General features: G+C 60.5%; 18 protein-coding genes and 6 pseudogenes. 14 read left to right on the plus strand and 10 right to left on the minus strand.

Annotated elements, in window-relative coordinates; all coding sequences use genetic code 11:
* Position 1 precedes the first annotated feature (1 nt).
* Both rbbA and CK489_RS16500 read right to left on the minus strand, forming a co-directional pair.
* Entirely contained in the window at positions 2 to 2791 is a 2790-nt protein-coding gene (rbbA, locus tag CK489_RS16495; RefSeq protein WP_095732987.1) for a ribosome-associated ATPase/putative transporter RbbA, read from the minus strand.
* Complete coding sequence (locus CK489_RS16500) at positions 2788 to 3876, minus strand: HlyD family secretion protein (RefSeq protein ID WP_502694123.1); 1089 nt, start codon at positions 3874 to 3876, stop codon at positions 2788 to 2790. The genes rbbA and CK489_RS16500 overlap by 4 nt, the downstream gene beginning before the upstream one ends.
* A 455-nt stretch (positions 3877 to 4331) precedes the next feature.
* On the opposite strand from CK489_RS16500, the gene CK489_RS16505 reads away from it, so the two are divergent.
* The 4 genes from CK489_RS16505 to CK489_RS42630 are packed head-to-tail and all read left to right on the plus strand — an operon-like array spanning position 4332 to position 8358.
* A complete protein-coding gene (locus CK489_RS16505) occupies positions 4332 to 4976 on the plus strand; it encodes a TetR/AcrR family transcriptional regulator (protein ID WP_244978885.1) in 645 nt (214 codons plus the stop codon).
* A 12-nt stretch (positions 4977 to 4988) separates the two neighbouring features.
* The gene (locus CK489_RS16510; protein ID WP_094194054.1) at positions 4989 to 6824 is read left to right on the plus strand and encodes a PHA/PHB synthase family protein; all 1836 of its coding nucleotides are present in this window, start codon (positions 4989 to 4991) and stop codon (positions 6822 to 6824) included.
* Positions 6825 to 6829: 5 nt separating this feature from the next.
* The gene (locus tag CK489_RS16515) at positions 6830 to 8236 is read left to right on the plus strand and encodes a bifunctional enoyl-CoA hydratase/phosphate acetyltransferase (RefSeq protein ID WP_050629311.1); all 1407 of its coding nucleotides are present in this window, start codon (positions 6830 to 6832) and stop codon (positions 8234 to 8236) included.
* Positions 8233 to 8358, plus strand: coding sequence for a hypothetical protein (locus CK489_RS42630; RefSeq protein ID WP_283806290.1), 126 nt, complete (start codon positions 8233 to 8235; stop codon positions 8356 to 8358). The genes CK489_RS16515 and CK489_RS42630 overlap by 4 nt, the downstream gene beginning before the upstream one ends.
* A gap of 25 nt (positions 8359 to 8383) precedes the next feature.
* On the opposite strand, the pseudogene CK489_RS16520 reads toward CK489_RS42630, so the two are convergent.
* Positions 8384 to 8702 (minus strand): annotated as a pseudogene (locus tag CK489_RS16520) (IS630 family transposase); the annotation flags it as partial.
* 388 nt (positions 8703 to 9090) lie between these two features.
* Positions 9091 to 10113, minus strand: coding sequence for a zinc-dependent alcohol dehydrogenase (locus tag CK489_RS16530; protein ID WP_050629310.1), 1023 nt, complete (start codon positions 10111 to 10113; stop codon positions 9091 to 9093).
* Positions 10114 to 10615: 502 nt separating this feature from the next.
* Here CK489_RS16530 and CK489_RS16535 point away from each other — a divergent pair.
* A pseudogene (locus CK489_RS16535) lies at positions 10616 to 10801 on the plus strand (transposase); the annotation flags it as partial.
* Between the two features lie 95 nt (positions 10802 to 10896).
* The gene (locus tag CK489_RS16540) at positions 10897 to 11157 is read left to right on the plus strand and encodes a SemiSWEET transporter (RefSeq protein WP_050629309.1); all 261 of its coding nucleotides are present in this window, start codon (positions 10897 to 10899) and stop codon (positions 11155 to 11157) included.
* A gap of 289 nt (positions 11158 to 11446) precedes the next feature.
* On the opposite strand, the pseudogene CK489_RS16545 reads toward CK489_RS16540, so the two are convergent.
* The 4 genes and pseudogenes from CK489_RS16545 to CK489_RS16560 form a co-directional block, all read right to left on the minus strand.
* Positions 11447 to 11628 (minus strand): annotated as a pseudogene (locus tag CK489_RS16545) (hypothetical protein); the annotation flags it as partial.
* 15 nt (positions 11629 to 11643) lie between these two features.
* Positions 11644 to 11853: pseudogene (locus CK489_RS16550) on the minus strand (transposase); the annotation flags it as partial.
* A gap of 216 nt (positions 11854 to 12069) precedes the next feature.
* Positions 12070 to 12541, minus strand: a pseudogene (locus tag CK489_RS16555) (transposase); the annotation flags it as partial.
* 315 nt (positions 12542 to 12856) lie between these two features.
* Positions 12857 to 13666, minus strand: a complete 810-nt coding sequence (locus CK489_RS16560) for an SDR family oxidoreductase (RefSeq protein ID WP_050629308.1) — start codon at positions 13664 to 13666, stop codon at positions 12857 to 12859.
* Positions 13667 to 14450: 784 nt separating this feature from the next.
* Between CK489_RS16560 and CK489_RS16565 the strand changes: the two genes are divergently transcribed.
* On the plus strand, positions 14451 to 15698 hold the full coding sequence (locus CK489_RS16565) for a sedoheptulose 7-phosphate cyclase (protein WP_094194053.1): 1248 nt from the start codon (positions 14451 to 14453) through the stop codon (positions 15696 to 15698).
* 219 nt (positions 15699 to 15917) lie between these two features.
* Here CK489_RS16565 and CK489_RS16570 read toward each other — a convergent pair.
* Together CK489_RS16570 and CK489_RS16575 are read right to left on the minus strand one after the other, a co-directional pair.
* Positions 15918 to 16303 (minus strand): annotated as a pseudogene (locus CK489_RS16570) (transposase); the annotation flags it as partial.
* A gap of 229 nt (positions 16304 to 16532) precedes the next feature.
* Positions 16533 to 17060 carry a DUF1810 domain-containing protein gene (locus tag CK489_RS16575; RefSeq protein WP_095732990.1) on the minus strand — a complete coding sequence of 176 codons (528 nt, stop codon included), beginning with the start codon at positions 17058 to 17060 and terminating at the stop codon, positions 16533 to 16535.
* A gap of 302 nt (positions 17061 to 17362) precedes the next feature.
* Here CK489_RS16575 and CK489_RS16580 point away from each other — a divergent pair, with 302 nt between their 5' ends.
* The 7 genes from CK489_RS16580 (at position 17363) to CK489_RS42635 (ending at position 22218) form a co-directional block, all read left to right on the plus strand.
* Positions 17363 to 17677 carry a hypothetical protein gene (locus CK489_RS16580; protein WP_095732991.1) on the plus strand — a complete coding sequence of 105 codons (315 nt, stop codon included), beginning with the start codon at positions 17363 to 17365 and terminating at the stop codon, positions 17675 to 17677.
* Between the two features lie 59 nt (positions 17678 to 17736).
* Positions 17737 to 17904: a hypothetical protein gene (locus tag CK489_RS41370; protein ID WP_157348789.1), complete on the plus strand. Its 168-nt coding sequence runs from the start codon at positions 17737 to 17739 to the stop codon at positions 17902 to 17904.
* Between the two features lie 1314 nt (positions 17905 to 19218).
* Positions 19219 to 19815: a hypothetical protein gene (locus tag CK489_RS16595; protein WP_143278176.1), complete on the plus strand. Its 597-nt coding sequence runs from the start codon at positions 19219 to 19221 to the stop codon at positions 19813 to 19815.
* An 11-nt stretch (positions 19816 to 19826) separates the two neighbouring features.
* Positions 19827 to 20393 carry a hypothetical protein gene (locus tag CK489_RS16600; RefSeq protein WP_095732994.1) on the plus strand — a complete coding sequence of 189 codons (567 nt, stop codon included), beginning with the start codon at positions 19827 to 19829 and terminating at the stop codon, positions 20391 to 20393.
* Between the two features lie 79 nt (positions 20394 to 20472).
* The gene (locus tag CK489_RS16605; protein WP_158226453.1) at positions 20473 to 21762 is read left to right on the plus strand and encodes an integrase catalytic domain-containing protein; all 1290 of its coding nucleotides are present in this window, start codon (positions 20473 to 20475) and stop codon (positions 21760 to 21762) included.
* 63 nt (positions 21763 to 21825) lie between these two features.
* The gene (locus CK489_RS16610) at positions 21826 to 22065 is read left to right on the plus strand and encodes a hypothetical protein (protein ID WP_095732996.1); all 240 of its coding nucleotides are present in this window, start codon (positions 21826 to 21828) and stop codon (positions 22063 to 22065) included.
* 18 nt (positions 22066 to 22083) lie between these two features.
* Positions 22084 to 22218: a hypothetical protein gene (locus CK489_RS42635; RefSeq protein WP_283806288.1), complete on the plus strand. Its 135-nt coding sequence runs from the start codon at positions 22084 to 22086 to the stop codon at positions 22216 to 22218.
* The last annotated feature ends 80 nt before the right edge of the window (positions 22219 to 22298 follow it).

The following is a 22298-nucleotide window of genomic DNA, read 5'->3' on the forward strand; positions in this document are numbered from 1 at the left end:
CTCACTTCGCCTGTTTCTTGAGGAGCGCCACGCCAAGCCCGAGCAGGAGCGGGATGGCGATGAGCAGCGGCAGGAACGAGTCCGCCAGATCGCTGAAGCCGAGTGCCTTCGAGAAGGTGCCGCGGGTGATGTTGACGAAATAGGTGGCGGGGTAAATCCGTCCTATGAAGGCACCGAAGCCCTGGAGCGAGGATACCGGGTCGATCAATCCGGAATATTGAATGGCCGGGATCAAGGTGATCAGCGCGGTCCCGAAAATGGCCGCGATCTGACTGCTCATGAAGGTCGAGATCACGAGCCCCATCGCGGTCGCTACCACAACGTAGAGAAGTGCACCGCAGGCGAAGGTGAGCAGGCTGCCGGTAAACGGGACCTGAAACGCGAAGATGGCGAAGGCGGTCAGCAGAACGGCGTTCAGCATGGCGAGCGCGACATAGGGAATCTGCTTGCTGATCAGGAATTCGAGCCGCGTCACCGGTGTCGTGTATAAATTGATGATCGATCCGAGTTCCTTTTCCCGGACGACGCTGAGCGCCGCCAGCATGGCCGGGATCATCATCAACAGCAGCGGGATGACCGCCGGTGCCATGGCGACCAGGCTCTTGATGCCGGGGTTATAGCGATAACGGACCTCGAGCTGATAGCTCCCGGCGGTTGCGGCCGCGCCGTAAAGCTCCCGGGCCTTCCCCGTCAGCCAGCTCGCGTGCATGGCCTGCACGTAGCCGCGCGCGGTCTCTGCGCGCGTCGGCATGGCGCCATCGATCCATGCGCCGATCGCGACGGTCTTGCCGCGCGATACGTCGCGCCCGAAGCCGGGTGGAATTTCGATCGCCACGCTGACTTCGCCGCTGCGCATGCGCCGGTCGAGATCCGCGTAATCGAGGATCGGACTCCTTTCCTCGAAATAGCGCGATCCTGCGATCTGCAGGATGTAGTCGCGGCTGATGGCGGTGTCGTCGCGATCAAGCGCGGCGAAAGTCAGGTTCTCAACGTCGAGGTTGATGCCGTAGCCGATCACGAACATCAGGATGACGCTGCCGACGATCGCGAGCGTGGCGCGGATCGGGTCGCGTCGCAGTTCGAGCGTCTCTCGCCGCGTGTAGGCGAGCATGCGCCGGAGATCGAGGAGTTGGCTGGCCCCGCCCCGCCCTGCGACTTCCTTTTCGCCAGGCTCGGTCGCCGGTGCAGGCGCCACCGCCGCGCCGGCAACCAGGGGCGCAGCCTTCACCTCGCCGATCGCGTCCTCCAGATAGGCCACGAACGCTTCCTCGAGGCTGGCGGAACCGCGACGCTCGATGATCCGCGCCGGCGCGTCGCTGGCAAGCACCTTGCCCGCATGCATGAGCGAGATGCGATCGCAGCGCTGCGCCTCGTTCATGAAATGCGTCGAAATGAAAATGGTGACGTTATCCTTGCGGGAAAGATCGGATAGGATCTGCCAGAAGCCGTCGCGCGCCACCGGATCGACCCCCGATGTCGGCTCGTCGAGAATTAGGATGTCGGGCGAATGGATCATCGCTACCGCAAGCGACAGCCGCTGCCGGATTCCGAGCGGCAGCGGATCGGGAAGGAAGTCCATGACGTCGACGAGGTCGAAGCGATGCGCCATCGCCTCGACCCGGGATGCAATGGCGTCGCGAGGCATGCGGAACAAACGCGCGTGTAGTTCGAGGTTCTGCCGCACCGTGAGTTCGGAGTAAAGCGAGAAAGCCTGTGACATGTAGCCGACGCGGCGCCGGACATCCATGTCGTTCGGATCGACCTCGTGTCCGAACAATTTTGCGGTGCCGTCAGTCGCCGGCAACAGTCCGGTGAGCATCTTCATCGTTGTCGTCTTGCCGCACCCGTTCGAGCCAAGGAAGCCGAAGATCTCGCCGCGTTCGATGCGGAAGCTGACGTCATCGACCGCGGTGAAGTCGTCGAACCGCATAGTGAGATGTTCGGCTTCGATGGCGACGTTGCCATCGAGCGTTCCGGGTCGGGGCGGAATCACCACCTGCGAATAGCCGCGGCGTTTCGCCTCCGGGAGCAACGCGACAAAGGCTGCGTCGACGGTGGTTGCGTTGGTCTGCTGCAGCAGTTCAGCGGGAGCGCCGGTGGCGAGCACGCGCCCCCCATCAATCGCCACCAGCCAGTCGAAGCCGGCGGCTTCCTCCATATAGGCGGTAGCGACGACGACGCTCATGCCGGGGCGTTCGCTGCGAATATCGGCGATCAATTCCCAGAACTGGCGGCGCGACAGCGGATCGACGCCGGTCGTGGGCTCGTCGAGAATCAAGAGATCAGGGTCGTGGATCAGCGCGCAGCACAGGCCAAGCTTCTGCTTCATGCCGCCCGACAGTTTGCCGGCCGGCCGATCCGCGAACGGGGCGAGCCCCGTGCTTTGCAGCAGCGCCTTGACGCGGCGTTCCCGCTCGCGCCTGTTATGGCCGAACAGACGGCCGAAGAAGTCGACATTCTCGAATACGGAGAGGGTGGGATAAAGGTTCTTGCCGAGACCTTGCGGCATATAGGCGATCCGCGGGCAAATCCGCCTGCGGAGGCCGGCATCGGCGATGTCGCCGCCGAGCACCTCGATATGCCCGGTCTGAACGGCGCGCGCACCCGCGATCAGCGCCAGCAGGCTTGACTTGCCGACGCCATCCGGACCGATCAATCCGACCACGCCGCCCGCCGGCATGTCGAGAGTGACGGCTTGGAGCGCGGCCGTCTTGCCGTATGTCAGCCCCACCGTACTCAGTCGCACGACGGGAACGACGGCAGCTGCATCGCCGATAGGACGATCGCTCATTGCACGAGCATTCCCTTGAGGCTTGCCGGCCATTTGGCCTTCGGATCGAGCTGGACATAGGCCATGCCGGGAAGGCCGGTTTTGACTTGCTTGATATATTTCCGCAGCAGCTCCGGAGAAATATGCGCCTTGATGCGGAACATCAGCTTCTGGCGCTCTTCCTCGGTCTCTACGGTTTTCGGCGTGAACTGGGCGACGTCAGCGACGAACGTGGCCTTGGCTGGAATTACGTACTGCGGGATGGCGTCGAGCACCAGACGAACGTCGGCTCCGATCGCAACGCTGCCAGCCTGGGCAGTCGGCAGAAAAAACGTCATATAGACGTCGCCGAGATCGACGAGGTTGAGAACGCGCCCTCCGGCGGCAAGCACTTCGCTGGGCTGGGCGACGCGGTACTGCACGCGCCCGTCGCGCGGCGATTTCAAAGTGCTGTCGTCGATTTCGACCGTGATGCTTTCGATCGCCGCCTTGGCGGCGTCGATCGCAGCCCCAGCGTCGATGACTTGTGCCTTGGCAGCGCTGATCGCGGCGTCCGAGGCGGCGACCTGGGCCTGCGCCGCTGCGACCGCTGCCTTCATTCCTTGCGCGCTCGCACGATCGTCGTCGAGGACCTGCTGGGAAACGGCGTTGGTCTTGATCAGTACCTCCGATCGCGCCAGCTTTCTGTCCGCGGTATCGAACTGTGCTTCGCGCTGCGCCAGGACGGCGACCGCCGCTGTTCTCTCGGCCTCACGCTGGGTCACCAGGCTCCTTGCGGTATCGACACCGACGCTGGCCCGGTGCAGTTGCGCCATTGCCTGACGACGCTGCGCCTCCAGCTGATCGGTGTCCATGCGGGCGAGCACCTGTCCCGCAGTGACGAATTCACCCTCGTTGACTAAAATCTCCCGGATTCGTCCGGGAGTTTTGGTCGAGACGTCAATCTCGATCGCTTCGATGCGGCCATTCCCGGCGGCGATCCCTTCGGGAAGACTGCGGCTTCCGAGTTTCTGCCAGGCATAATAGCCGCCCCCGGCGAGCGTTACGACGAGCGTAGCTATCAGCCAACGCTTGCTGGACTTTGTTATCAGCGGACTTTCCTCCAATTTGGCGCAAGCTCCCAATGGAGGGCTCTCGCTTGCACACAGATGAGAGGCGCGCCGAGAGCATGATCATGAACGATTGCAGTCATTACAGCCTCGGAGAGAAGAATCTTTCGATGAAAGTCATCTGCCAAGTGAGGCGGGGCGAGAAGCCACGCAGGTTGCGTAATCCTTCATCGGCCCTTCGGAGAATGACGTTAGCCATTCAGGGTTTTCCAGGAATGGAAACTTGAAATTAGCCACCCACGATTGTACGTCGATTATCGTCTGTTCCGCTACCATCGGGAAGTTCCACCATTGGTTCGCGTCTCACTCGACAATTGAAAAATTATCCGCCGTATCCGGCCACGCTTTGATCTATGTCAACGATTGTTGACCGGAGCAGGGTAATCAATGCGTCGCCGGTGAGGTCGGGGATTGATCGTAGTCAGCATACGTTGACCAAAATGCGATAGTGGATGTATTTGGCTATCGCAATCGGCTTTCTGGAGGTGCCCATGCGCCGTCAATCTGCAGTGCAGAAACCAGAGATCTCTACGCGCGATCGCATCCTGAATGCTGCGGTTCTGCGGTTTTCGAGACGCTCTTATGAGGAGACCGGACTACGAGACATCGCTGCAGACGTCGGCATTGATGTTTCTTACGTACATCGCTGCTTCGGTTCAAAGAAACGGCTCTTTGCCGAAGCCGTCGAGGCCGCAATACGCCCCGTTCATTTACCTACAAGCGGCACGGGAGAGGTCGCTTGCTCGCTCGCCCAGCAGGTCTTTGCACGCGACGCCACGCGTTCCCACGGCAATATTGGGCCGCTCGACATTGTCGTCCGCTCGTTTGCAAGCGAGGACGCGGCGCGGGTCGTGCGCCAGTTCATCCTGAAAGATTTCATCAATCCGCTTGCCGAGAAGCTCGACCAACCAGCGGCCAGTCGCGCCACACTGATCGCGGCCTTCTTGGCCGGGGTAAGAATTTTCAGAAATGTGCTTCGTATCGCACCCTTGTTCAAGGCCGAGCGCAGCGAACTCGAGGGCCTGATCGCAAATGTCATCGAGGAGATGATGAAGGTAGATCCCGTCGCTCAGGGGCATAGGCGGCTGACGGGGTAGAAAGATTTACTAATGAGTACCGCAACATCGCTCGAGCCGGTAAAGGTCCGGACGCCTTCCATTTCGACACGGGCCGGGTCGACTGCCCCGTCGAAGGAGCTGGCGCGAGCCGACGAGAGTGTTGGCAGCGAAACTTTCCGAACGATTGACCGGATACGCGAAGCTCTTACCGCACAGTCGACAGCGGGACTTTCGCCGGCTTCGCTTGCCCTCGCTTTCATCGATTGGGCGATTCACCTCTCATCGGCTCCGGGCAAGCGCCTAGAACTCGTCGACAAAGCGTCGCGTAAGGCAAGCCGGCTGCTGTCTTATCTCGCCGCAGCGGGCGTTCATCCCGACGCCCCCCCGTGCATCGAGCCGTTGCTCGGCGATTATCGGTTTCGCGCAGAGGGATGGCAGATACAACCTTTCAGTTTCTGGGCTCAGGCGTTTCTGCTCAATCAGCAATGGTGGCACAACGTCACGCACGAAGTGCCCGGTGTCATGCCGCATCATGAGGACGTGGTGTCCTTTTCCGCGCGGCAGTTCCTCGACATATTCTCGCCGTCCAACAATCCCTTCACTAATCCCGAAGTGGTCGGGAAGACGATCGAGACCGGCGGGGCGAACTTCGTTCAAGGCGGGCAGAACTGGCTGGAGGACGTAACCCGACTTGCCGCGGGGCAGCCGCCTGTGGGCACCGAGGATTTCCTCCCTGGGAGGGATGTCGCTGTCACGCCCGGCAAGGTCGTCTACCGAAACCATCTCATTGAGCTGATCCAGTATGCAGCGACGACGGAGACAGTGTTGGCCGAGCCAGTACTGATCGTGCCGGCCTGGATCATGAAATACTACATCCTCGATCTGTCACCGCAGAATTCACTCGTCCGCTACCTTGTCGGGAGGGGCCATACAGTTTTTTGCATCTCATGGCGCAATCCGACCGCCGAGGACCGTGATCTCACGATGGACGATTACCGGCGGTCGGGGATCATGGCGGCAATCGATGCCGTTAACGTCATCGTTCCTGACCGCAAGATCCATGCAACCGGATACTGCCTGGGAGGGACGCTTCTATCGATCGCGGCGGCCGGCATGGCGCGCACGGACGATAAACGACTGGCGTCCATCACTCTATTCGCCGCCCAGACGGATTTCACCGAACCCGGCGAACTCGCGCTCTTCGTCGACCACAGCCAGATGCATTTGCTCGACAGCATGATGTGGAACAGGGGCTATCTTTCCGCCGATCAGATGGCGGGAGCCTTTTCGCTTTTGCGCACCAATGATCTCATCTGGTCGCGGCTTGTCCATGATTACCTGATGGGCGAGCGCTCGCCGATGATCGATCTCATGGCCTGGAACGCAGACTCCACCCGCATGCCTTACAAGATGCATGCGGAGTATTTACAGCGGCTTTATCTCGACAACGAACTTGCGGCTGGCCGTTTCATGGTTGGAGGGCGCCCGGCTGCGCTCCAGAACATCCGTGCGCCGATGTTCGTCGTCGGTACGGAACGCGACCATGTGGCACCATGGCGATCCGTCTACAAGATACACTATCTCACCGATACCGACGTAACCTTCGTGCTGACGAGCGGCGGGCACAATGCCGGCATCGTTAGCGAGCCCGGCCGCTCCGGGCGACACTTTCGCATCGCCCTGAAGCGCACCACCGATTCCTGTCTCGGCCCGGACGAATGGGCTGCTGCGACCGTGCCGAAAGACGGATCATGGTGGGTGGGTTGGGCGGAATGGCTCGTCAGCCATTCCGCACCGGAGCGCGTCCTGCCGCCGGTGATGGGAGCCGCCGGGAAGGGCAACGTCCCAATCGAGAAAGCGCCCGGCACCTATATCTTCCAGCGGTGATGCGTATGGACGAGGCGTTCCTCCAGAACCGGACTTTCGACGAACTGCAAGTGGGCGATACCGCTTCGCTGGTGCGCATCATCGGACGCGACGACATCGATCTTTTTGCAGCCGTATCGGGTGACGCGAACCCGGCGCATCTAGACGCGACGTTCGCCGCTACGGATCTTTTCGGTCACATCGTTGCACACGGGATGTGGACAGGCTCACTGATCTCGGCGGTGCTGGGTACGAAGCTGCCCGGTCCCGGCACGATCTATCTCGAGCAGAATCTGAAATTTCTCAAGCCGGTCGCGCCTGGCGACACGGTCACCGCAACGGTTACTGTCAGGGAGAAGCGGCCGGAAAATCACGTCGTGTTGCTCGACACCGTCTGTACCAACAAGACGGGCTATCAGGTCCTGACGGGCACCGCGACCGTGATTGCTCCTGACTACACAATCGAATGGCCCCGGACGAGGCTGCCCGACGTCTCGCTCCGGCGGCACGACCGCTACGAGGCGTTCGTGAAGGACGCCCGAAGCCGGCCAGTGATCAGCGCAGCCATCGTGCATCCGTGCTCGCCGGAAGCGATCCTCGCTGCCATCGAGGTTCGGGATGAGGGGCTGCTCGAGCCGCTGTTGATCGGACCGGTGGCGAAGATTCACGCGGCCGCCGAAATGGCGCAGGTCTCGTTGGACGGCATCACGATCGAGGGAGTGGCGCACAGCCATGCCGCGGCGGCGCGCGCGGTCGAACTCGCGGTTGCCGGCAAGGTATCGGTGTTGGTGAAGGGCAGCCTGCATACCGACGAGTTGCTGGGCGCGGTCGTCGCGTCCGGTTCTGGGCTAAGGACCGAGCGGCGGATCAGCCACGTCTATGCCATGGACGTTCCAGCCTATGCGAAGCCGCTCATCGTCACCGACGCGGCGATCAACATCCGGCCGACTCTAGAGGAAAAGCGTGACATCTGCCAGAACGCCATCGACCTCCTGCATACGCTGGGCATGGAAGAGCCGCTGGTCGCGGTGCTGGCCGCCGTCGAAACGGTCAATCTCAAGATGCCGGCAACACTCGATGCCGCCGCGCTCACCGTGATGGCCTCGCGCGGCCAGATCAGTGGCGCCAAGGTCGATGGGCCGCTCGCCTTCGACAATGCTATCAGCCCCGATGCGGCCCGGACCAAGGGCATCGTCTCGCCGGTCGCGGGCCGCGCCGACATCCTGCTAGTGCCCGATCTCGAGGCAGGAAACATGCTGGCCAAGCAGTTGATCTATTTTGCCGGCGCGACCGCTGCCGGCCTCGTGCTTGGTGCTCGCGTCCCGATCGTGCTGACCAGCCGGGCAGATTCTCTGACCGCGCGGATCGCGTCCGCGGCGCTCGCGAAGCTGGTAGCAGAGCCGAGCGCGGTGAAGGGACTGCGGTCGTTATGAGCGACGATCTGCTACTCACGTTCAATGCCGGTTCCTCGACAGTCGAGGTCGGTGTCTTCGAGGCCACCGCGGCCGGCGGCCGCCGAGTGGCCAAGGGCGACTTCCGCTGGGCTTCCGCGTAACCGAAGGACCTCCAACCTTTGAAATAGATCTCAAGGCCAAGGCTTTCGAGCAGGCGGTCGCCACCAGCATGGCTTCTTCCTTGCCGTTGAGCTTGCGCTCTGCTCCGGGACGCGGCTCTTCGCTCAGCGCCCGTTCCAGGTTGCCTTCGACAAAGCGCTGCTTGGTCCGTCGAGCCGCCAACCCCGACACTTGTGGCGATGTCCTCGTTGCTTACCCCGGCGTCCGCTGCCAGCAGGATCTGGGCTCGCTTGAGCTTGCGCGCCGCCTGCCTGCCGCCGCACGTAAGCTGCATCAGTTCCGCGCGCTCGCTTTGGCTCAGTTCGACCCGATAGCGTACATTCATCCGTGCCTCCTCGCGTTGAGGCACGGATCACAGTTGAATCGGATGCCGACGTGAGTCGCTCGGGAAAAACCCTCACCGCCAAGCAGGGCCAATATCTGGCCTACATCCACCTGTACACGCGGTTGCACCGCCGGTCGCCGGCCGAAACCGACATGCAGGAATACTTTCGCTTCAGCCCACCATCGGTTCATTAGATCGTGCTGGCGCTCGAACAGGCAGGCCTGACCCGAAGGCAGCCGAGGACACCCCGCAGCATCGAACCGCTCGTTGATCCCAACCAGCTGCCGGACCTACTCTGATCCAGCATTCAACCGGTCAAATTCACCGTGCAGAGGTACTAGGTGTCATGTGAAGCCTGCTTACGGCTGGCATTGACGGCCGGACATCTTCAATTGAGCTGCAGGACGATACGCCCGTCGATGCCGCTTTGTTCCATGCGGGCGAAGATCGCATTGATGTTGTCGAGCTTGTCCCACGAGAAGTGCGCGGCGACAGCGCCGTCGCCGGCGAAGTCCAGCGCCTCGTCGAGATCTTGGCGGGTGCCGACGATCGAGCCGCGGACTGTAATGCGCTTCAACACCGTCTCGAAGATCGGCATGGCGAATCTGCCAGGCGGCAGGCCGACTAGTGCCATCGTGCCGTGCGAGCGCAGCGCCCCGAAGGTCTGCTCAAAGGCAGTCGGCGAAACGGCCGTGACGAGCGCGCCATGGACGCCGCCGATCCGCTTCTGTAGTTCCGCCGGGTCGGTTTCCCGTGCGTCAATGGTGATCTCGGCGCCGAGCTTCTTCGCGAGCGCCAGCTTGTCGGGATGAATGTCAATTGCAGCGACATGCATGCCCATCGCTTTGGCATATTGCACCGCCATGTGGCCGAGGCCGCCGATCCCCGAAATCGCGACCCACTCTCCGGGCCTGACCTCGGTTTCCTTCAGTCCCTTGTAAACGGTGACGCCGGCACAGAGCACGGGCGCCGCCGGTCCCCAGTGGAGCCCCTCGGGCAACCGGCCCACATAGTTGGGATCGGCGAGCGCATATTCGGCGAAGCTGCCGTTCACCGAATAGCCGGTATTCTTCTGCGAAGCGCAGAGCGTTTCCCAACCTGTGCGGCAATGGGGGCAATAGCCGCAGGCCGTGTGCAGCCAGGGGATGCCGACGCGGTCGCCCTCCCTGACGCGCTTCACCGACCGGCCGATACCGACGACTGTGCCGACGCCTTCGTGACCGGGAATGAACGGCGGTGTCGGCTTGACCGGCCAGTCGCCCTTTACTGCATGCAAATCCGTGTGACAGACTCCGGTTGCCGCGATCCGAACCAGTATCTGGTCGGGACCAGGCTCGGGCACCGGCACCTCCTCGATCACCAGGGGCTTGCCGAGCTCGTTGAGAACGGCGGCTTTCATCATATTCGCCATACGGCTTCTCCTTGCATCAAAATGGATACGCCCCCAGCGGCCCAACGAATTCGTCCGAGCAGCATCATTGTTGTGGTTCTCTGGCCCGTGATCGCGAGACGCGGCGAATTGCGCGTTCATCTGCTCCGGTCTTGCCTCCGCTCGGCCTTCAGACGACGCAGAATCTTGCGATGGTTTTTGTCGCGGGAAGTCCTTAGCTGCTCGTAAGAAAGCTCGATGTTTTGGCGAGCGATCCAGGCCTCGTATTCGCTCATGGTCATCTTTCTCGTCTTGCCCCTTCAAGCGGACGTTGTTGCTTCCATCAACAGCCAGTGCGGCCTGTCGAGTCGTCAGCGGGGGGCAGTACCGCTCGGGTGCGGTAGCAAAGTTAAACCCGAAATGCAGCCAAGACCATGCCCTCAAGCCGCCGATCGAGCAAAGCTATTACGTCAGCACTGAGAGATGCAACCTTCGACAAATCAGCACAAAACTTGTGTAATCGAATCCATGGCAACCGATCAGGCCCAACAACCCCTCGCGAGCCCTCAAATATCAGCTCGACAAACATCTCTATGCCCAGCGCCATCTCGTGGAATGCTGCTTCAGTAAGCTCAAGCAGTTCCGTCGCGTCGCAACCCGCTTCGAAAAGACCGCCAGAAATTACCGAGCCGTAGTCACTCTCGCTGCCATCGTCCTATGGATGCGATAAGCGCCCACACCGCCTAGAGCCTTTTCCGTTCCGATCGGAACGAAAAAGAAAGGCTCTTGCCATGATCACCACCGAATCCATGTTATAGAGCGGACATGGAACCCTGCGCGATCAAGCTGATCGGCTTTGCTGCCGCCACCTGCACCACCGTCGCCTACGCGCCGCAGTTCATCAAGGTCTGGAAGACCCGATCGGCGCGCGACATCTCGCTCAGCATGTTCCTGGTCATGGTGCTGGGCTTGGCGCTCTGGCTCATCTACGGCCTGCTCTCTGGCGACGCCCCGCTGGTCGCCGCCAACGCCATCACGATGGTGCTCGCTGGCGCTATCTTGTTCATGAAGTTGAAATATGGGTGAGATCGAAGCTGCGTAGAGCGGATTGGCGCGTGTACCCATAGAATCTGGGATGTCTGTTTTCGAGAGACCCGGAGCCGACATGGACAATCGACCATCGTGTGGTCAGTGCGGTACCTGAAAAGTAACGGTCCTTGATCCAGATCAAGTCGGATTGTTGGTAGCCCGCTGTTTAATGGCCAATATGCCAGGCCGCAGGAGCGGCCTCCGTAGCGGCGCCGGAACATTCCATGCTTCAACCATCGCTGATTCCGGCCGCATAAAGCCTGCGGTTTTGTGACTCAGTCAGACTACGCACGTCCAGGAAGCCCTTAAGAGCCCCAAAGGCGATTTTGCCGTCGGACTTGCCCTTAAAGCCTTAAAGGTGAGTTGTGCCTCTTCGACAAGATCGAGGACGTCGCTGTCCCAGACGTCCATCTCGACGATGCGCCAGCGGCCGACAAAGGCCTTGGCGAAGCCGGGCACCTTGGCCATTAGCCGGCCTCCGCGGATCAGCTTGGGCAGCCGCACCAGATTGCAGGCGGTGGCGGCGAAGGTAAAGGCCCATGCGACGCGATCACGGCCACGGAAGCTGGTCTTCTCTCGCCCGGGGATCTTCTTGATCCAGCCAAATGCCTCCTCGATGCGCTTGCGGATGCGTTGGCTGACGGCATAGCCACCGTGCCGGGTCGTTCGCCCGTCAATCGCAGAGCTACGGCCGCTGATCCCACTGCGTTCACGCCGATGCCGCCAGGAAGAGACACGGCGCGATCACAGTGCACGCCTGATGATCTATCGCGACGCTCGAAGCGCAACAGCTCAGGATCGTCGCGCGGCGCTCTTGTCGGCAATTGAGACAGCTGCGATGTCCGACAGCGGCGTTTGAGCGGATAAGGGTTGCGGCTCGCGCTGTCGCTCCCCGCCGCGCCGAGGGTGCGCATGCAAGAGCTTGGCATCGGTCGGAAAGGTGATGGCCTTCGGCTGCACCGTGTCGGCTCTGACTCGCTTGAGGTCCTGGCTGCGCAATGCGCCGGCCGCGTGCGCCACCCGCAGGCTCTCAGCCAGCAGCAGCTCCAGCTTGTTGCCGACCGCTTGCGCCAATGGCTCAGGTCCGAGCGCTCGTGCGGGAAGGTGTGCTGGAAGAACTCTTCGCCGGTGAAGAACTGGAAATACGGATCGCGGACCCAGCCTCGCACACCCCCTCATCGGACAGCCCGTAAATGTGCTTGAGCAGCAAAAGCCCGATCATGAAGCGGGTCTCGATGCCGGGCCGGCCGTTCTCGCTGTAGAGCGGAGCGATCTCGCCGTCGATCCAGTCCGAGTCGACCTCGCCGACGAGCGGGACCAGCTCGTGCTTCATGTTGATGATCTGGTCCAGCCGCGCCCGGAACAGATCATTTGACCCCATCGTCTTGTGCTTCTTCGGTCACATCGTCCTCTCCGATGCACCACAGAATCACGGCTCACAGCAAAAGGGAACTCCAAAAACCAATTTGCAGGATTTGGAGGCCTCAAGCCCCAAATCCCTGCAATCTCAAACGCCTCTAAAACCCGAAACCAGACTCCTGCTCAATCGCTTAGAGCCTTGTTCACGGCCGACTTGTTAGCGTGCCGTGATTGCCGGATGACGAGCGGGCGGCGACACGCCACCGGGTTTATGTGATCGAGTTACGCCTACGATGATGAGATTGCAGCCACGGAAGGTTGACAAAGTCTTGCGTGATCAGAGCGGCGTTTTCGGTTGCGGTGACGTATCGTAGGCGCCCCAGATGCTTTGGTCGAAGTTGATCGTTGCTCCCGTCATCATTCCCGACTCATCGCAAGACAAGAACGCAACAACTCGCGCTACCTCAGTGGGATCGAGCAGTCGAGCGAAGGGTTGTCTCGCGGCAGCTACTTCGAGCCAGTTCTCCAGCTGACCATGATAAACCCGCTGCGTGTTGAGCTCGCCTTCCGAAGCCATCCAACCGATGTTGAGCCCATTTACGCGGATGCGATTACGCAGCAACGCATAAGCAGTGTTACGCGTCATTGTGTCGAGCGCGCCCTTCGAAGCGCAATATGCAGCGATGAAGGGCTGACCACCCATGGCCGACATTGAGGAGATATTGACGATCGTGCCCTGCACTTTGTCGCGGCGCATGAGCTTGATCGTGTCCTGCATCAAAAGAAATGGCGCACGCGCGTTAACGGCGAATATTCGGTCGAACAGTTCGGGCTTTGTATCGATGATAGTGCCACGGCTCGTATCGCCCGCGGCGTTTACCAGGGCGTCGACGCGCCCGAAGGCCGTGTCGGCTTCAGCGACGACTTTCGCGCAATCCTCAATCTTCGCGAGGTCAGCGCGCACATACATGACGGCTACACCTGTGGCCCTGGCGATCTCATCGGCCCTTGCGCGCCCCATCATCTCGTCACGACCGCACGTTACGATGCCTTTCGCGTCACGTTCGGCAAAGAGCTTAGCGATCGCCGCACCAAGCCCCTGCGTGCCGCCTGTGACAATCGCAATCTTTCCGCGCATCGAAATCATATGGGGCTCTCCAATAATTGATGCAGGGGGCCTAGTTAATGTTCTTAGCTTTCGGCCACTCGCCGCGCCGCGGCATCGGATTCCGATCACGAAGCAGCAGCGACGGCCGGCTGAGAGCTCGAATGCCATTACCAAGAATCGCGATAGGGTTCGCCTGCCACTTTGGGACTCCGTCTACCAAAACTTGTAGGTGCCGAAGCTCTCAAGATCTGGTCAACTGAAGCAGGATCCATGCACGAGCTAGCGCTTGGCCGTTCTGTGGTAGAGCGTGCCTATCCGGCGAGCGAAATGCTTCCGTTGCCCCCGCATGTCGTTGAGGATCAAACTTGATTAGATGGAGTCTGGTTAGATGAAGTCTATTGTGAGTGACTTTGGACATCGGTATCAAACGCCTCCAACATGTACGATCTCCTGTCGGAATACCATGCAGGCTGTGGGGAACTGCTGTTTCACAGTAGGTCCGCCAGTATGGCTGACATCCTCTCCACTCTGCGTGTCGACGAACAAGCGCAAGGAAGTGTGCTTGGTGCTGGTGCTAGGCCCTTCATAGAGGTTCGAAAACACTCAGGAACGCGTCAGATCCATAGCCGATTGTTTGAACGACGGCACGTGCCGAGCCGCGCGGCCGGCGTCCAAAGGTACCTTCGCTCGCAGCTGTCAGGACGCGCCACCATCGGACGAGCCTTGGTGACAAGGCTCATTTCTCGGCGACAGACCGAAAGCATTCACATCTCGGCGACAGACCGAAAGAATTCGCAGGTTTGGGGACTAGTAGGAGGTCGACATGAAATTATCGCGGGCCGCTTCGCCGACTGAGCATCCCACTGAGCATTCCGACGTCACCGTGCAGCAGCTTGAACTAAGGCTCGAAGCGAGCCGCTCTTGCCGTTTTGGAGTCGAACTCTTTGAGGATGTTAATTCAGTCTCTTTCACGCGATGGATTGAGACTCATCTAAGCGACCATCGTATCCTCGTCGTTATGACGCCGACTGTTCATCGCCTTTATTCGCAGCAGCTCAGCGCTTGTTGGTCGGTGCTAGACGTCGAGCCGCGTGTGTTCGTGCTGGCATGCGACGAAACAACAAAATCTATTGATGCCGTCATGGCCGTCTGTCGTCAGGCCGAAGAAGCGGATATCGATCGCCGCGGTGTTCTTGTTTCGATCGGCGGCGGCGTGTGCTCCGACATCGTTGGTCTCGCCGCGTCTCTTCTGCGTCGGGGTATATCTCATGTGCGGATTCCGACCACCCTAATCGGGCAGGTGGACGCGGGCATCGGGCTCAAGGGCGGTGTTAATTTTGGCGTCCTCAAGAGTTACATCGGATGCTTTTACCCGCCTAAAGCGGTTGCTGTCGTACCGACGTTCCTTAGAACCCTCAGCGGAGATGGCATCCTTCAGGGCATCGCCGAGATCGTGAAGCTTGCGTGCGTGTGTGATAGTGCGTTGTTCGAGGATGTTGAGGCGGCGGTCACCGATCTGACGCGCACGCGATTTCAGGAACCAGAGGTTGTCGCAAAGAAGGTCCTGAGGCGGTCGATTTCGGGAATGCTTGCTCAGCTGAGCGAGAACCCTTTCGAGACGGTGACATTGGAACGTGCGGTCGATTTTGGTCACACCTTAAGCCATCCATTGGAAGCAGCGACAGGTTACCAATTACATCACGGTTTCGCCGTCGCAATTGACATCGCGTTCAGCACAATTCTGGCGTCGCGAATGTCGTTGATAAAGGACCGGGAGGCGTTGCGCATTGTTGACCTGCTCACTAACGCGGGGCTGCCGATCTATCATGAAAAACTGGACGGATCACTGGTCGAGAGCGCGTTTGACGCCACAAAGAAACACAGAGATGGCGCGCTCAACTTAGTGGTACCCACTGGGATTGGCCGGCACGCTTTTGTAAAGGACACCGAGTGCCTCTCGATGTCTCTCATTGGAGAAACGATTGAGTATCTACGAAAGGCGTCTCACACAAATGCGAGAGAGTCAGTGAACGGCGCTATATCGGCCTTGAGTCGGCGGACACGGCTGTGACACATGGTTCTCGGTTACGGCAATATACCCATTCGGGAAACGACGAACGCGGCCTGCCTCCCTCTGTTGGTAGGCGGCACGAGCCCCGCCGAATAGTGTTGTGCGAGCCGTTGTTCAGCACAATCATGCATTTCGGAAAGATGGATACAATTGCATTCAGGCTCCGTCCTTGAATTGCTTCGCTAGACAGCGCGCTAGGCAAGCAGCGTCTAATACCAATTAAATTGATGGACCGATGTAGGCCCAATCGCGGAGCGCGATTGACATGATCTTCCACGGCTGATCGATGAGAGTATTTCGGGCGTAACAGCAGTGATCGACGATGTTGTCATAGGATTTGAAGGCGCGGTTTGACAGCCAATTGTGGCGCATAACTGCCAGATATTCTCCTGGCTGTTCAGCTCGGGCGAACGCGGCGGCAACGGCATCAGCGAGATGTTGTGTGGGATCTTCAGCTCCTTCGCTCCGTGCCAGCCGGCCTGATCGAGGATGACGATGGCGTGGGAGCCAGGGCTGACCTTGCTTGCGATCTCGTTGAGATGAAGCTGCATGGCCTCGCTGTTGCAGAAGGGCAGAACCAGTGCCGCGCCGGTTCCGAGCTCCGGGCCACCTATCTGGGCGTACCAGTTGGGCCACTCGGCGTGTTGCCGTTCCCGCTTGATCAGGCTCGGACGCTCGCTCAAACGATGCCGTATTCGATCCGGTTCGTGGGTGTCGATGCGGATGTCATCCGAAGGTCGCTGGCCGGCCAGCGCCTTGACGCGAGGGCGCGCCGCAGCGAGGGACCGGTTCAGATCGGAGCAGACGGTCTCCTCTACGCTCCGATAGATCGGGTCACGCAGCGTTTGTTGACGATCTGACGGGTGGATGCTCTGTCGGCATCCAACTCAGGGGCCCGCAAGCCTGGAACGCTAACGGTTTAGTCGGTGCAACGAGTCTAGCCTCGCTCAAGGATCGACAACCTCGCGGGATCCTGCCGTCCTTATAGAAGGCGGCGATGGCCTCGCCGAAGATCGTCTGCGTGGAGACGGCGTCGAAGAGTGTCATGCTCGAGCGGAACTTAAGGTCGTCCGGAGATCCGAGTATTTCTGTAATCGACCTGTCGCTTGCCGCCAGCACCAGCCGGGTGCATTCGGTCAGGCGCGGTCCCAGCACCTCATGTCGCAGATAGGCGGCAGCTTCGGCGTGTGAGCCGATTGGGAAGCGCTGCGCCATGGTGCTGAAGCCGAGACCAGCCATCTGCGGGAAAATGAACCACATCCAGTGCGAGGTCTTCCGACCGCGCGATAACTTCTGGACCACCCGCCGGTAGACCGGCTCCTGGGCGTCCACGAACCGCTGAAGTTCGAAAGGATCGCTCACGCGTCAGCCCTTCCTTTCGGCCGCGCATGGCCGACCCGACTGACCGGTGGCGGCAGCCGTCGTCCTTCTGCGTACGCCGGTCCCGGCCTCGATGGTCGTATCGCACAGTAATTGACCGCGCGATAGCGATCTCGACGGTTCGGCTTGCAAAGATCGCTGGGGAGGGTTTTGGAAAGCGCCGCAGCCCAATTACGGCGCGATCTTGGGCGGCGGCGATCAAGGTGAGACCTCGTATTGTCTCACCTTGATCGCCGCCGCCCAGGCGTATCTGGCGGCAGGATCATCGCGTCCATATCGAGAAGTTGCTCTCGACCGCTGATGCGATTCAGCCCGCTACGTTGAAGCATGTGACCGAAGTTGCGACGGCCTATGAGCCCGGAGTTGTCGGTAGTGTTGTACTGGAATTGTTCGCAGAGGTCATAGGCGGCCGCGCGGAGGATCTCGGAACGGCAGAGAACTTCTTTGGCGCATTGATCGAAGAGATGGGCGGACAGCGCAGAGGCAGCGCCAGCCACGTCGAGGCTCAAGTATCGATTTTGCAGTGGTTGCCCACTACTGATCCGCTGCGGATTGCTCAAGATCCTGAGTGTGGATACGCGCTGGCACTCGCGCGGTAGCCGAGTGGCAATGATCGGGGGCGGGGGCCCCTAACGGCCGAGAATCGGATCTGGCCGAGGTGAGCGACCACCGCATCGTCGCCCAGGAGGCGACGAACCGGCTGACCGGCGATCCCGCCGGCATCGCCGAGTGCCTGGTCCGAGCCCATCCGTGCCTGCAGCACGTGCGGGCTCTGCTTCAGAAGACGCGCGAGGAACTCATGAAGGCAGATTTCGTAGAATTTTAGCCGTCGAGTGAACCGAATGGAGAGCGCTTGCAGTCTAGAGCGCTTGCGTGTATAGGGAGCGTCCATCCCCAAATCGATCACATTTTTTGCTCGCGTCGAGGGCGTTGCGCTTCGTGCGCAAGGCCTAGGTCGGCCGAGATACGGAAGGATCCGCCGGCGAACGAGGTGAGTTCTCCTCGACGCGTTTTCCAGTCCGCACCAACTTCCGGCATCCGCCGGCCCGAGGAGTTCCCGTGATACATCCCGTGGTCCTATCCGGAGCTGATCCAGCTTCGTAATCCCGTCTCCCAACGGTGCGATACGTCTGGAGTGGCTCCGCCCGTTTCCCTCAACGACTGAAGTCCGCGCACGCTGGCGACGCGAGCTGGAGATTGTTCGGGCACAAGTTGACCCGAGGAGCAATCTCTCAGGCCATCGCTGCGCTTAGGCGGATTTTGGTTAATCCACCGGCCGCCTCGCACGCGCTTAAGCGCGCGGTGTAGAGGCGCGAGGGGGGAGTGCATCAAACCCTATTGAGCATGATCGAGCCGCGCGTTGACATGCGCGGCGAACGGACCGTCGTGGGCGTCGCTAAAAAGCGAGACGCTCCTTCGCGTCGGACGACCGGGAGGCTTCGAGCCCGGTCTTCGCCGTGAGGAGCGCTGCCTTCGGCATTTGCACTGAACCCGTTGAAGGGGCGTGGGCGCGGGGTATCAACACCGCAGTCCATAGCCCGAAGGTGATGCCGAAGCAAACCCCGCAAACGGCTCGTTTGTGGGAACGGCGGAGCTTTGCCCGCGGCACGGTGAACGATTTCGACCGGAGGTCGATCGCAATCGGAAGCCGCGCCTCCTCCACCCCAAAGGAAGGACGTGCATTATGTGCACCAAACCCAGGACACTTTCGCTCATCGCTCCGCGACCGCCGCTGGTCGCTTGGGACATCGTGGTTGTCGTCGATCGGGAAAGCCGCCTAGTCGTGCATTCCCAGGTCATCTGTCGCGACCGCGAGACGGGAGCCCTCATTGCAGAATCCGCGTCCTCGCAGGCGCGCGTCACGATCGGAGACTTTGTCTAACTGATCGGCGAACGCCGAATGTCGTCGATTGTCGTCGAGATCGATGCCGAATGGATGGCCGATCCGTGTGCGGATGTCTCTTGCGGAGTGATCAGTCATGCGTAGTGTAGATAATCATACTCGCGCGACCATGATAGCGGTGTCTAAGGCGACGATCGTAGAAGCGCCCGACTGGCATCCGATCCGGACGTTCGTGGAAAGGGCCCACAATAAGCCGGTCGGACGTCTGGTCTCGCGGAAGTCGAGGCGCGCCATGCCATGGGAAGGTTTTGGCGAGCGGCACTTGATGATGATTTCCGAAGCGGACACCGCCGTCGAGCGTTCCTCGCGCAGCCGCATCGCCTCGAGATCCGAGTAGAGGGAGGGCGTCGTCGACTGGACTACTTCCCCGACCTGATGCGGAGGATGGCTGACGGGACGATCGAGATCATCGAGGTCAAGAAGTCGCGGGATGAGATCGACGCTGATCCCGACTACGCCTTCAAGATCGCGAAGGCCGCGAGAGTCTATGAAGCCGTCGGCTTGACCCTGCGGATCGTGACGGCGGACGACGATGTGGATATCGATCCGCTTCTTCCGAACGCGCAGTCGATCTTCGCCGACAAGTTCGCCTACATCGGCACTCGCGAGCGGCTCGCCATGGAGGAAACCTTCGAAGCGAAGGGTGCGATCGCACACGCCGAGGCAATTGAGACGATCGCGGCCGCGGGAGGGCTCCCGGAGAACCGGGCTCGGAAGGTGCTTCACGCGCTCGTCTGCACGCGTTCGGCAGGTATCGACATCACCAGGAGGATCACGCGCGACAGCGCAGTGACAAAGCCGGAAAGAAGGGGGCGGCGCTGGGCGCCGTCCTGACAGGAGGTTTCATGACCACTCTCAATCTCAAGCCTGGCGACGTCTACGATTTTCCGGACGGGCGCTTCCGTTTCCTCGAGGAATGGGAGGACGAGACGCTATGGTTCATCAAGAACACCGGCGTCCGGCTTCCGTTGTCCGAGACCCAGCTTGTCGACATGTTGGGTGCCGGTGAGGCGAAGAAGATTGATATCTTCAAACGGTCTGACGGCCGGCCCAAATCGGTTAACGACCTCGGTGAATTCGCGCCGGGTGAGGAATTCTCCCCGGAAGCCATTCGCGCGCGCACGCTGCAATTCTTTGTTCGCCAATGGGACGATGCGAAGGGCCCGACCCTCGGCCGCAGGGGACTCAGAGACTTCATCGGCAGCTCTAAGCACGACGAGCGGCTGAAACTGCTGAACCACCCTGTGAACCCGACCGCACTTTACAACGCTCGTCAATTGCGGCGAACCCGGCAATCGGCCGCTTCGTGTATTCCGGACGTTGCGCGGGAAGATGGGGAGGAAGCGTTTCCGCAAGGTCCTCGAAGAGGCGCTCGACCAGGCGGTCGACTTCTATTGGAGCCTGCGGCCTAGAACGCACACGGATGCGCACGCATTCTTCCGCGACCTCATGACAAACGCGGGCGTCCCCCCAGAGGAGTTTCCTCGTCGCATGGAGACATTGCGCCGACGGATCAACCGCACGATCAACCAGAACAATTGGGCTCGCAAGTATTCTCCCCGCGAGGCCACGCTCAAGTTCGAAGGCGTAAAGGACAGTCTTTACGCTCGAGAACCGCTCGAACTCGTCATCATGGACCACACGGTAATCGACACCTTCGTCGTGTTTGACAACGAGTTCTTACTTCCGCTCGGCCGCCCGACGCTCACGGTCGCGATCGACGTCGCGACGAGAATGATTCTTGGCTATCTGATCTCGTTCGAACCGGCCAGCCTTCATTCGGTCCTGACGACGCTCAAGCGTGTCAACCGCAACAAAAACTACATGTCCAAGCTGTTCCCCGAGATCGAAGGAATCTGGGACGCCTGGGGCCTACCGAAGACGCTACTCGTTGATTCCGCATGGGAATTCAAGAGCCCGTCGCTGCAGGACGCGCTACGCGATCTCGGCACCGAGATCATCTGGTCCCCCGTCCGGACGCCGCAATACAAATCGGTGGGCGAACGCTTCTTCAAGAACCTCAACGATCGCCTCTTCCACAAGATGCCGGGCGGCGTTCCCGCCGGTCCGACCGAGATGCGCCTGATCGACGTCAAGCCGCGCGAGGACGCCGTGATCAGCCTCGGTTCGCTCGACGAAATCATCCACGAAGCCATCGTCGGCTACCACGACGAATTTCATACCGGAATCGACGACATCCCGGCAGAAGTTTGGAAGCGGAGGCTGAAGAGCAGGGATGTTATCTCCGACATCAACGCGCTCGACCATCTGCTCGGGCGGATGGCGAGGGTGCGTCTGACGCGCCGCGGCATCCGGTTCAAGCACATGGATTTCCATGACCAGCAAAAGACGTCCAAGCTCCTCGACGACCTTTCCAGGAATGCCAAACGTCGCGACCAGTCCAGTTCGCCAGTCGGCAGCGCACGCTGCTGGGTGACGATCAAATGGGACCCGATCGACGCAAGCTGCATCCAGGTCTGGAACGATGGCGTCAAGCCGCCGCGCTTCGTCACGCTGCCGAACCGGGATCGCCAGTTCGGCGCATTACACGCTCTCGGGCCTGATGACCTCAAGGCGCTGCAAGATTATCTGTTCCGCTATTGCGTCGGAAAGGCCGGTGAGTGCGGCCTGCCAGTCAAACTGCACACCGGCGTTTTGGCTGGCTACGGCGTGATGCAACTCGGTCGTACCCGCAGCGAAGGCCGCGCTCCTCGATATCATCCATGTCGTCGTCCCGGCTCGGTGCAATTCCGGGCAGCCTGCAAAGCGAACTTGGTGTGAGTGAGGCGTGTAAGTGCCGTCTTTGAGCATGGGAGAGACTGCCCCCAATTCCAGTGCGGCCCAATGATGAACGTTACGCACGTAAGATTGCTTAATTTGGCGCCGATGATTCCACTCGATCCGTTCCTCCATGATCTCGTTGACGGTCTTGCCGCGCTTAGCCTTCGTCGCCTTGTGCTCGCGGAAGGTCTGGTCCAAAGCGTCGCCACCAATGGCCTTGAGGCCGTAGACCTTGCTACCGGCGTTCTCGACGGTGAAGGTCGGTGGTCCGGCCTGCAAGATGTCGGCGATCCGAGAGAATAGCGAGGCCGGGAGCACGACATGGTTCAGGCGCAATTCGTGATTGGATTGCCGCTTCAGCCGCCTGATCTTCAATCGGTACAGCCGCTCGACACCGAAGCCGTATTCGATCGGCTCAAGCAAGATGCCAGACGACTTGATGACGACATCGTCTAAGACGTCCTCCGGCCGGGTCGCGAAGCGAAGTTCCGGACACCAGACCTCGGCGCCGGTAACCGCCAGCCCCGCCAGAGTTT

This window comes from Bradyrhizobium sp. UFLA03-84, assembly GCF_002289535.1.
Classification (GTDB): Bacteria; Pseudomonadota; Alphaproteobacteria; order Rhizobiales; family Xanthobacteraceae; genus Bradyrhizobium; species Bradyrhizobium viridifuturi.

Bases quoted from the DNA above. Each gene is read 5' to 3' on its own strand.
- rbbA (WP_095732987.1), bottom strand. From the start codon at position 2,791: ATGAGCGATCGTCCTATCGGCGATGCAGCTGCCGTCGTTCCCGTCGTG.
- CK489_RS16505 (WP_244978885.1), top strand. From the start codon at position 4,332: ATGTATTTGGCTATCGCAATCGGCTTTCTGGAGGTGCCCATGCGCCGT.
- CK489_RS16510 (WP_094194054.1), top strand. From the start codon at position 4,989: ATGAGTACCGCAACATCGCTCGAGCCGGTAAAGGTCCGGACGCCTTCC.
- CK489_RS16515 (WP_050629311.1), top strand. From the start codon at position 6,830: ATGGACGAGGCGTTCCTCCAGAACCGGACTTTCGACGAACTGCAAGTG.
- CK489_RS42630 (WP_283806290.1), top strand. From the start codon at position 8,233: ATGAGCGACGATCTGCTACTCACGTTCAATGCCGGTTCCTCGACAGTC.
- CK489_RS16530 (WP_050629310.1), bottom strand. From the start codon at position 10,113: ATGGCGAATATGATGAAAGCCGCCGTTCTCAACGAGCTCGGCAAGCCC.
- CK489_RS16540 (WP_050629309.1), top strand. From the start codon at position 10,897: ATGGAACCCTGCGCGATCAAGCTGATCGGCTTTGCTGCCGCCACCTGC.
- CK489_RS16560 (WP_050629308.1), bottom strand. From the start codon at position 13,666: ATGATTTCGATGCGCGGAAAGATTGCGATTGTCACAGGCGGCACGCAG.
- CK489_RS16565 (WP_094194053.1), top strand. From the start codon at position 14,451: ATGAAATTATCGCGGGCCGCTTCGCCGACTGAGCATCCCACTGAGCAT.
- CK489_RS16595 (WP_143278176.1), top strand. From the start codon at position 19,219: ATGGGAAGGTTTTGGCGAGCGGCACTTGATGATGATTTCCGAAGCGGA.
- CK489_RS16600 (WP_095732994.1), top strand. From the start codon at position 19,827: ATGACCACTCTCAATCTCAAGCCTGGCGACGTCTACGATTTTCCGGAC.
- CK489_RS16605 (WP_158226453.1), top strand. From the start codon at position 20,473: ATGGAGACATTGCGCCGACGGATCAACCGCACGATCAACCAGAACAAT.
- CK489_RS16610 (WP_095732996.1), top strand. From the start codon at position 21,826: ATGATGAACGTTACGCACGTAAGATTGCTTAATTTGGCGCCGATGATT.
- CK489_RS42635 (WP_283806288.1), top strand. From the start codon at position 22,084: ATGGTTCAGGCGCAATTCGTGATTGGATTGCCGCTTCAGCCGCCTGAT.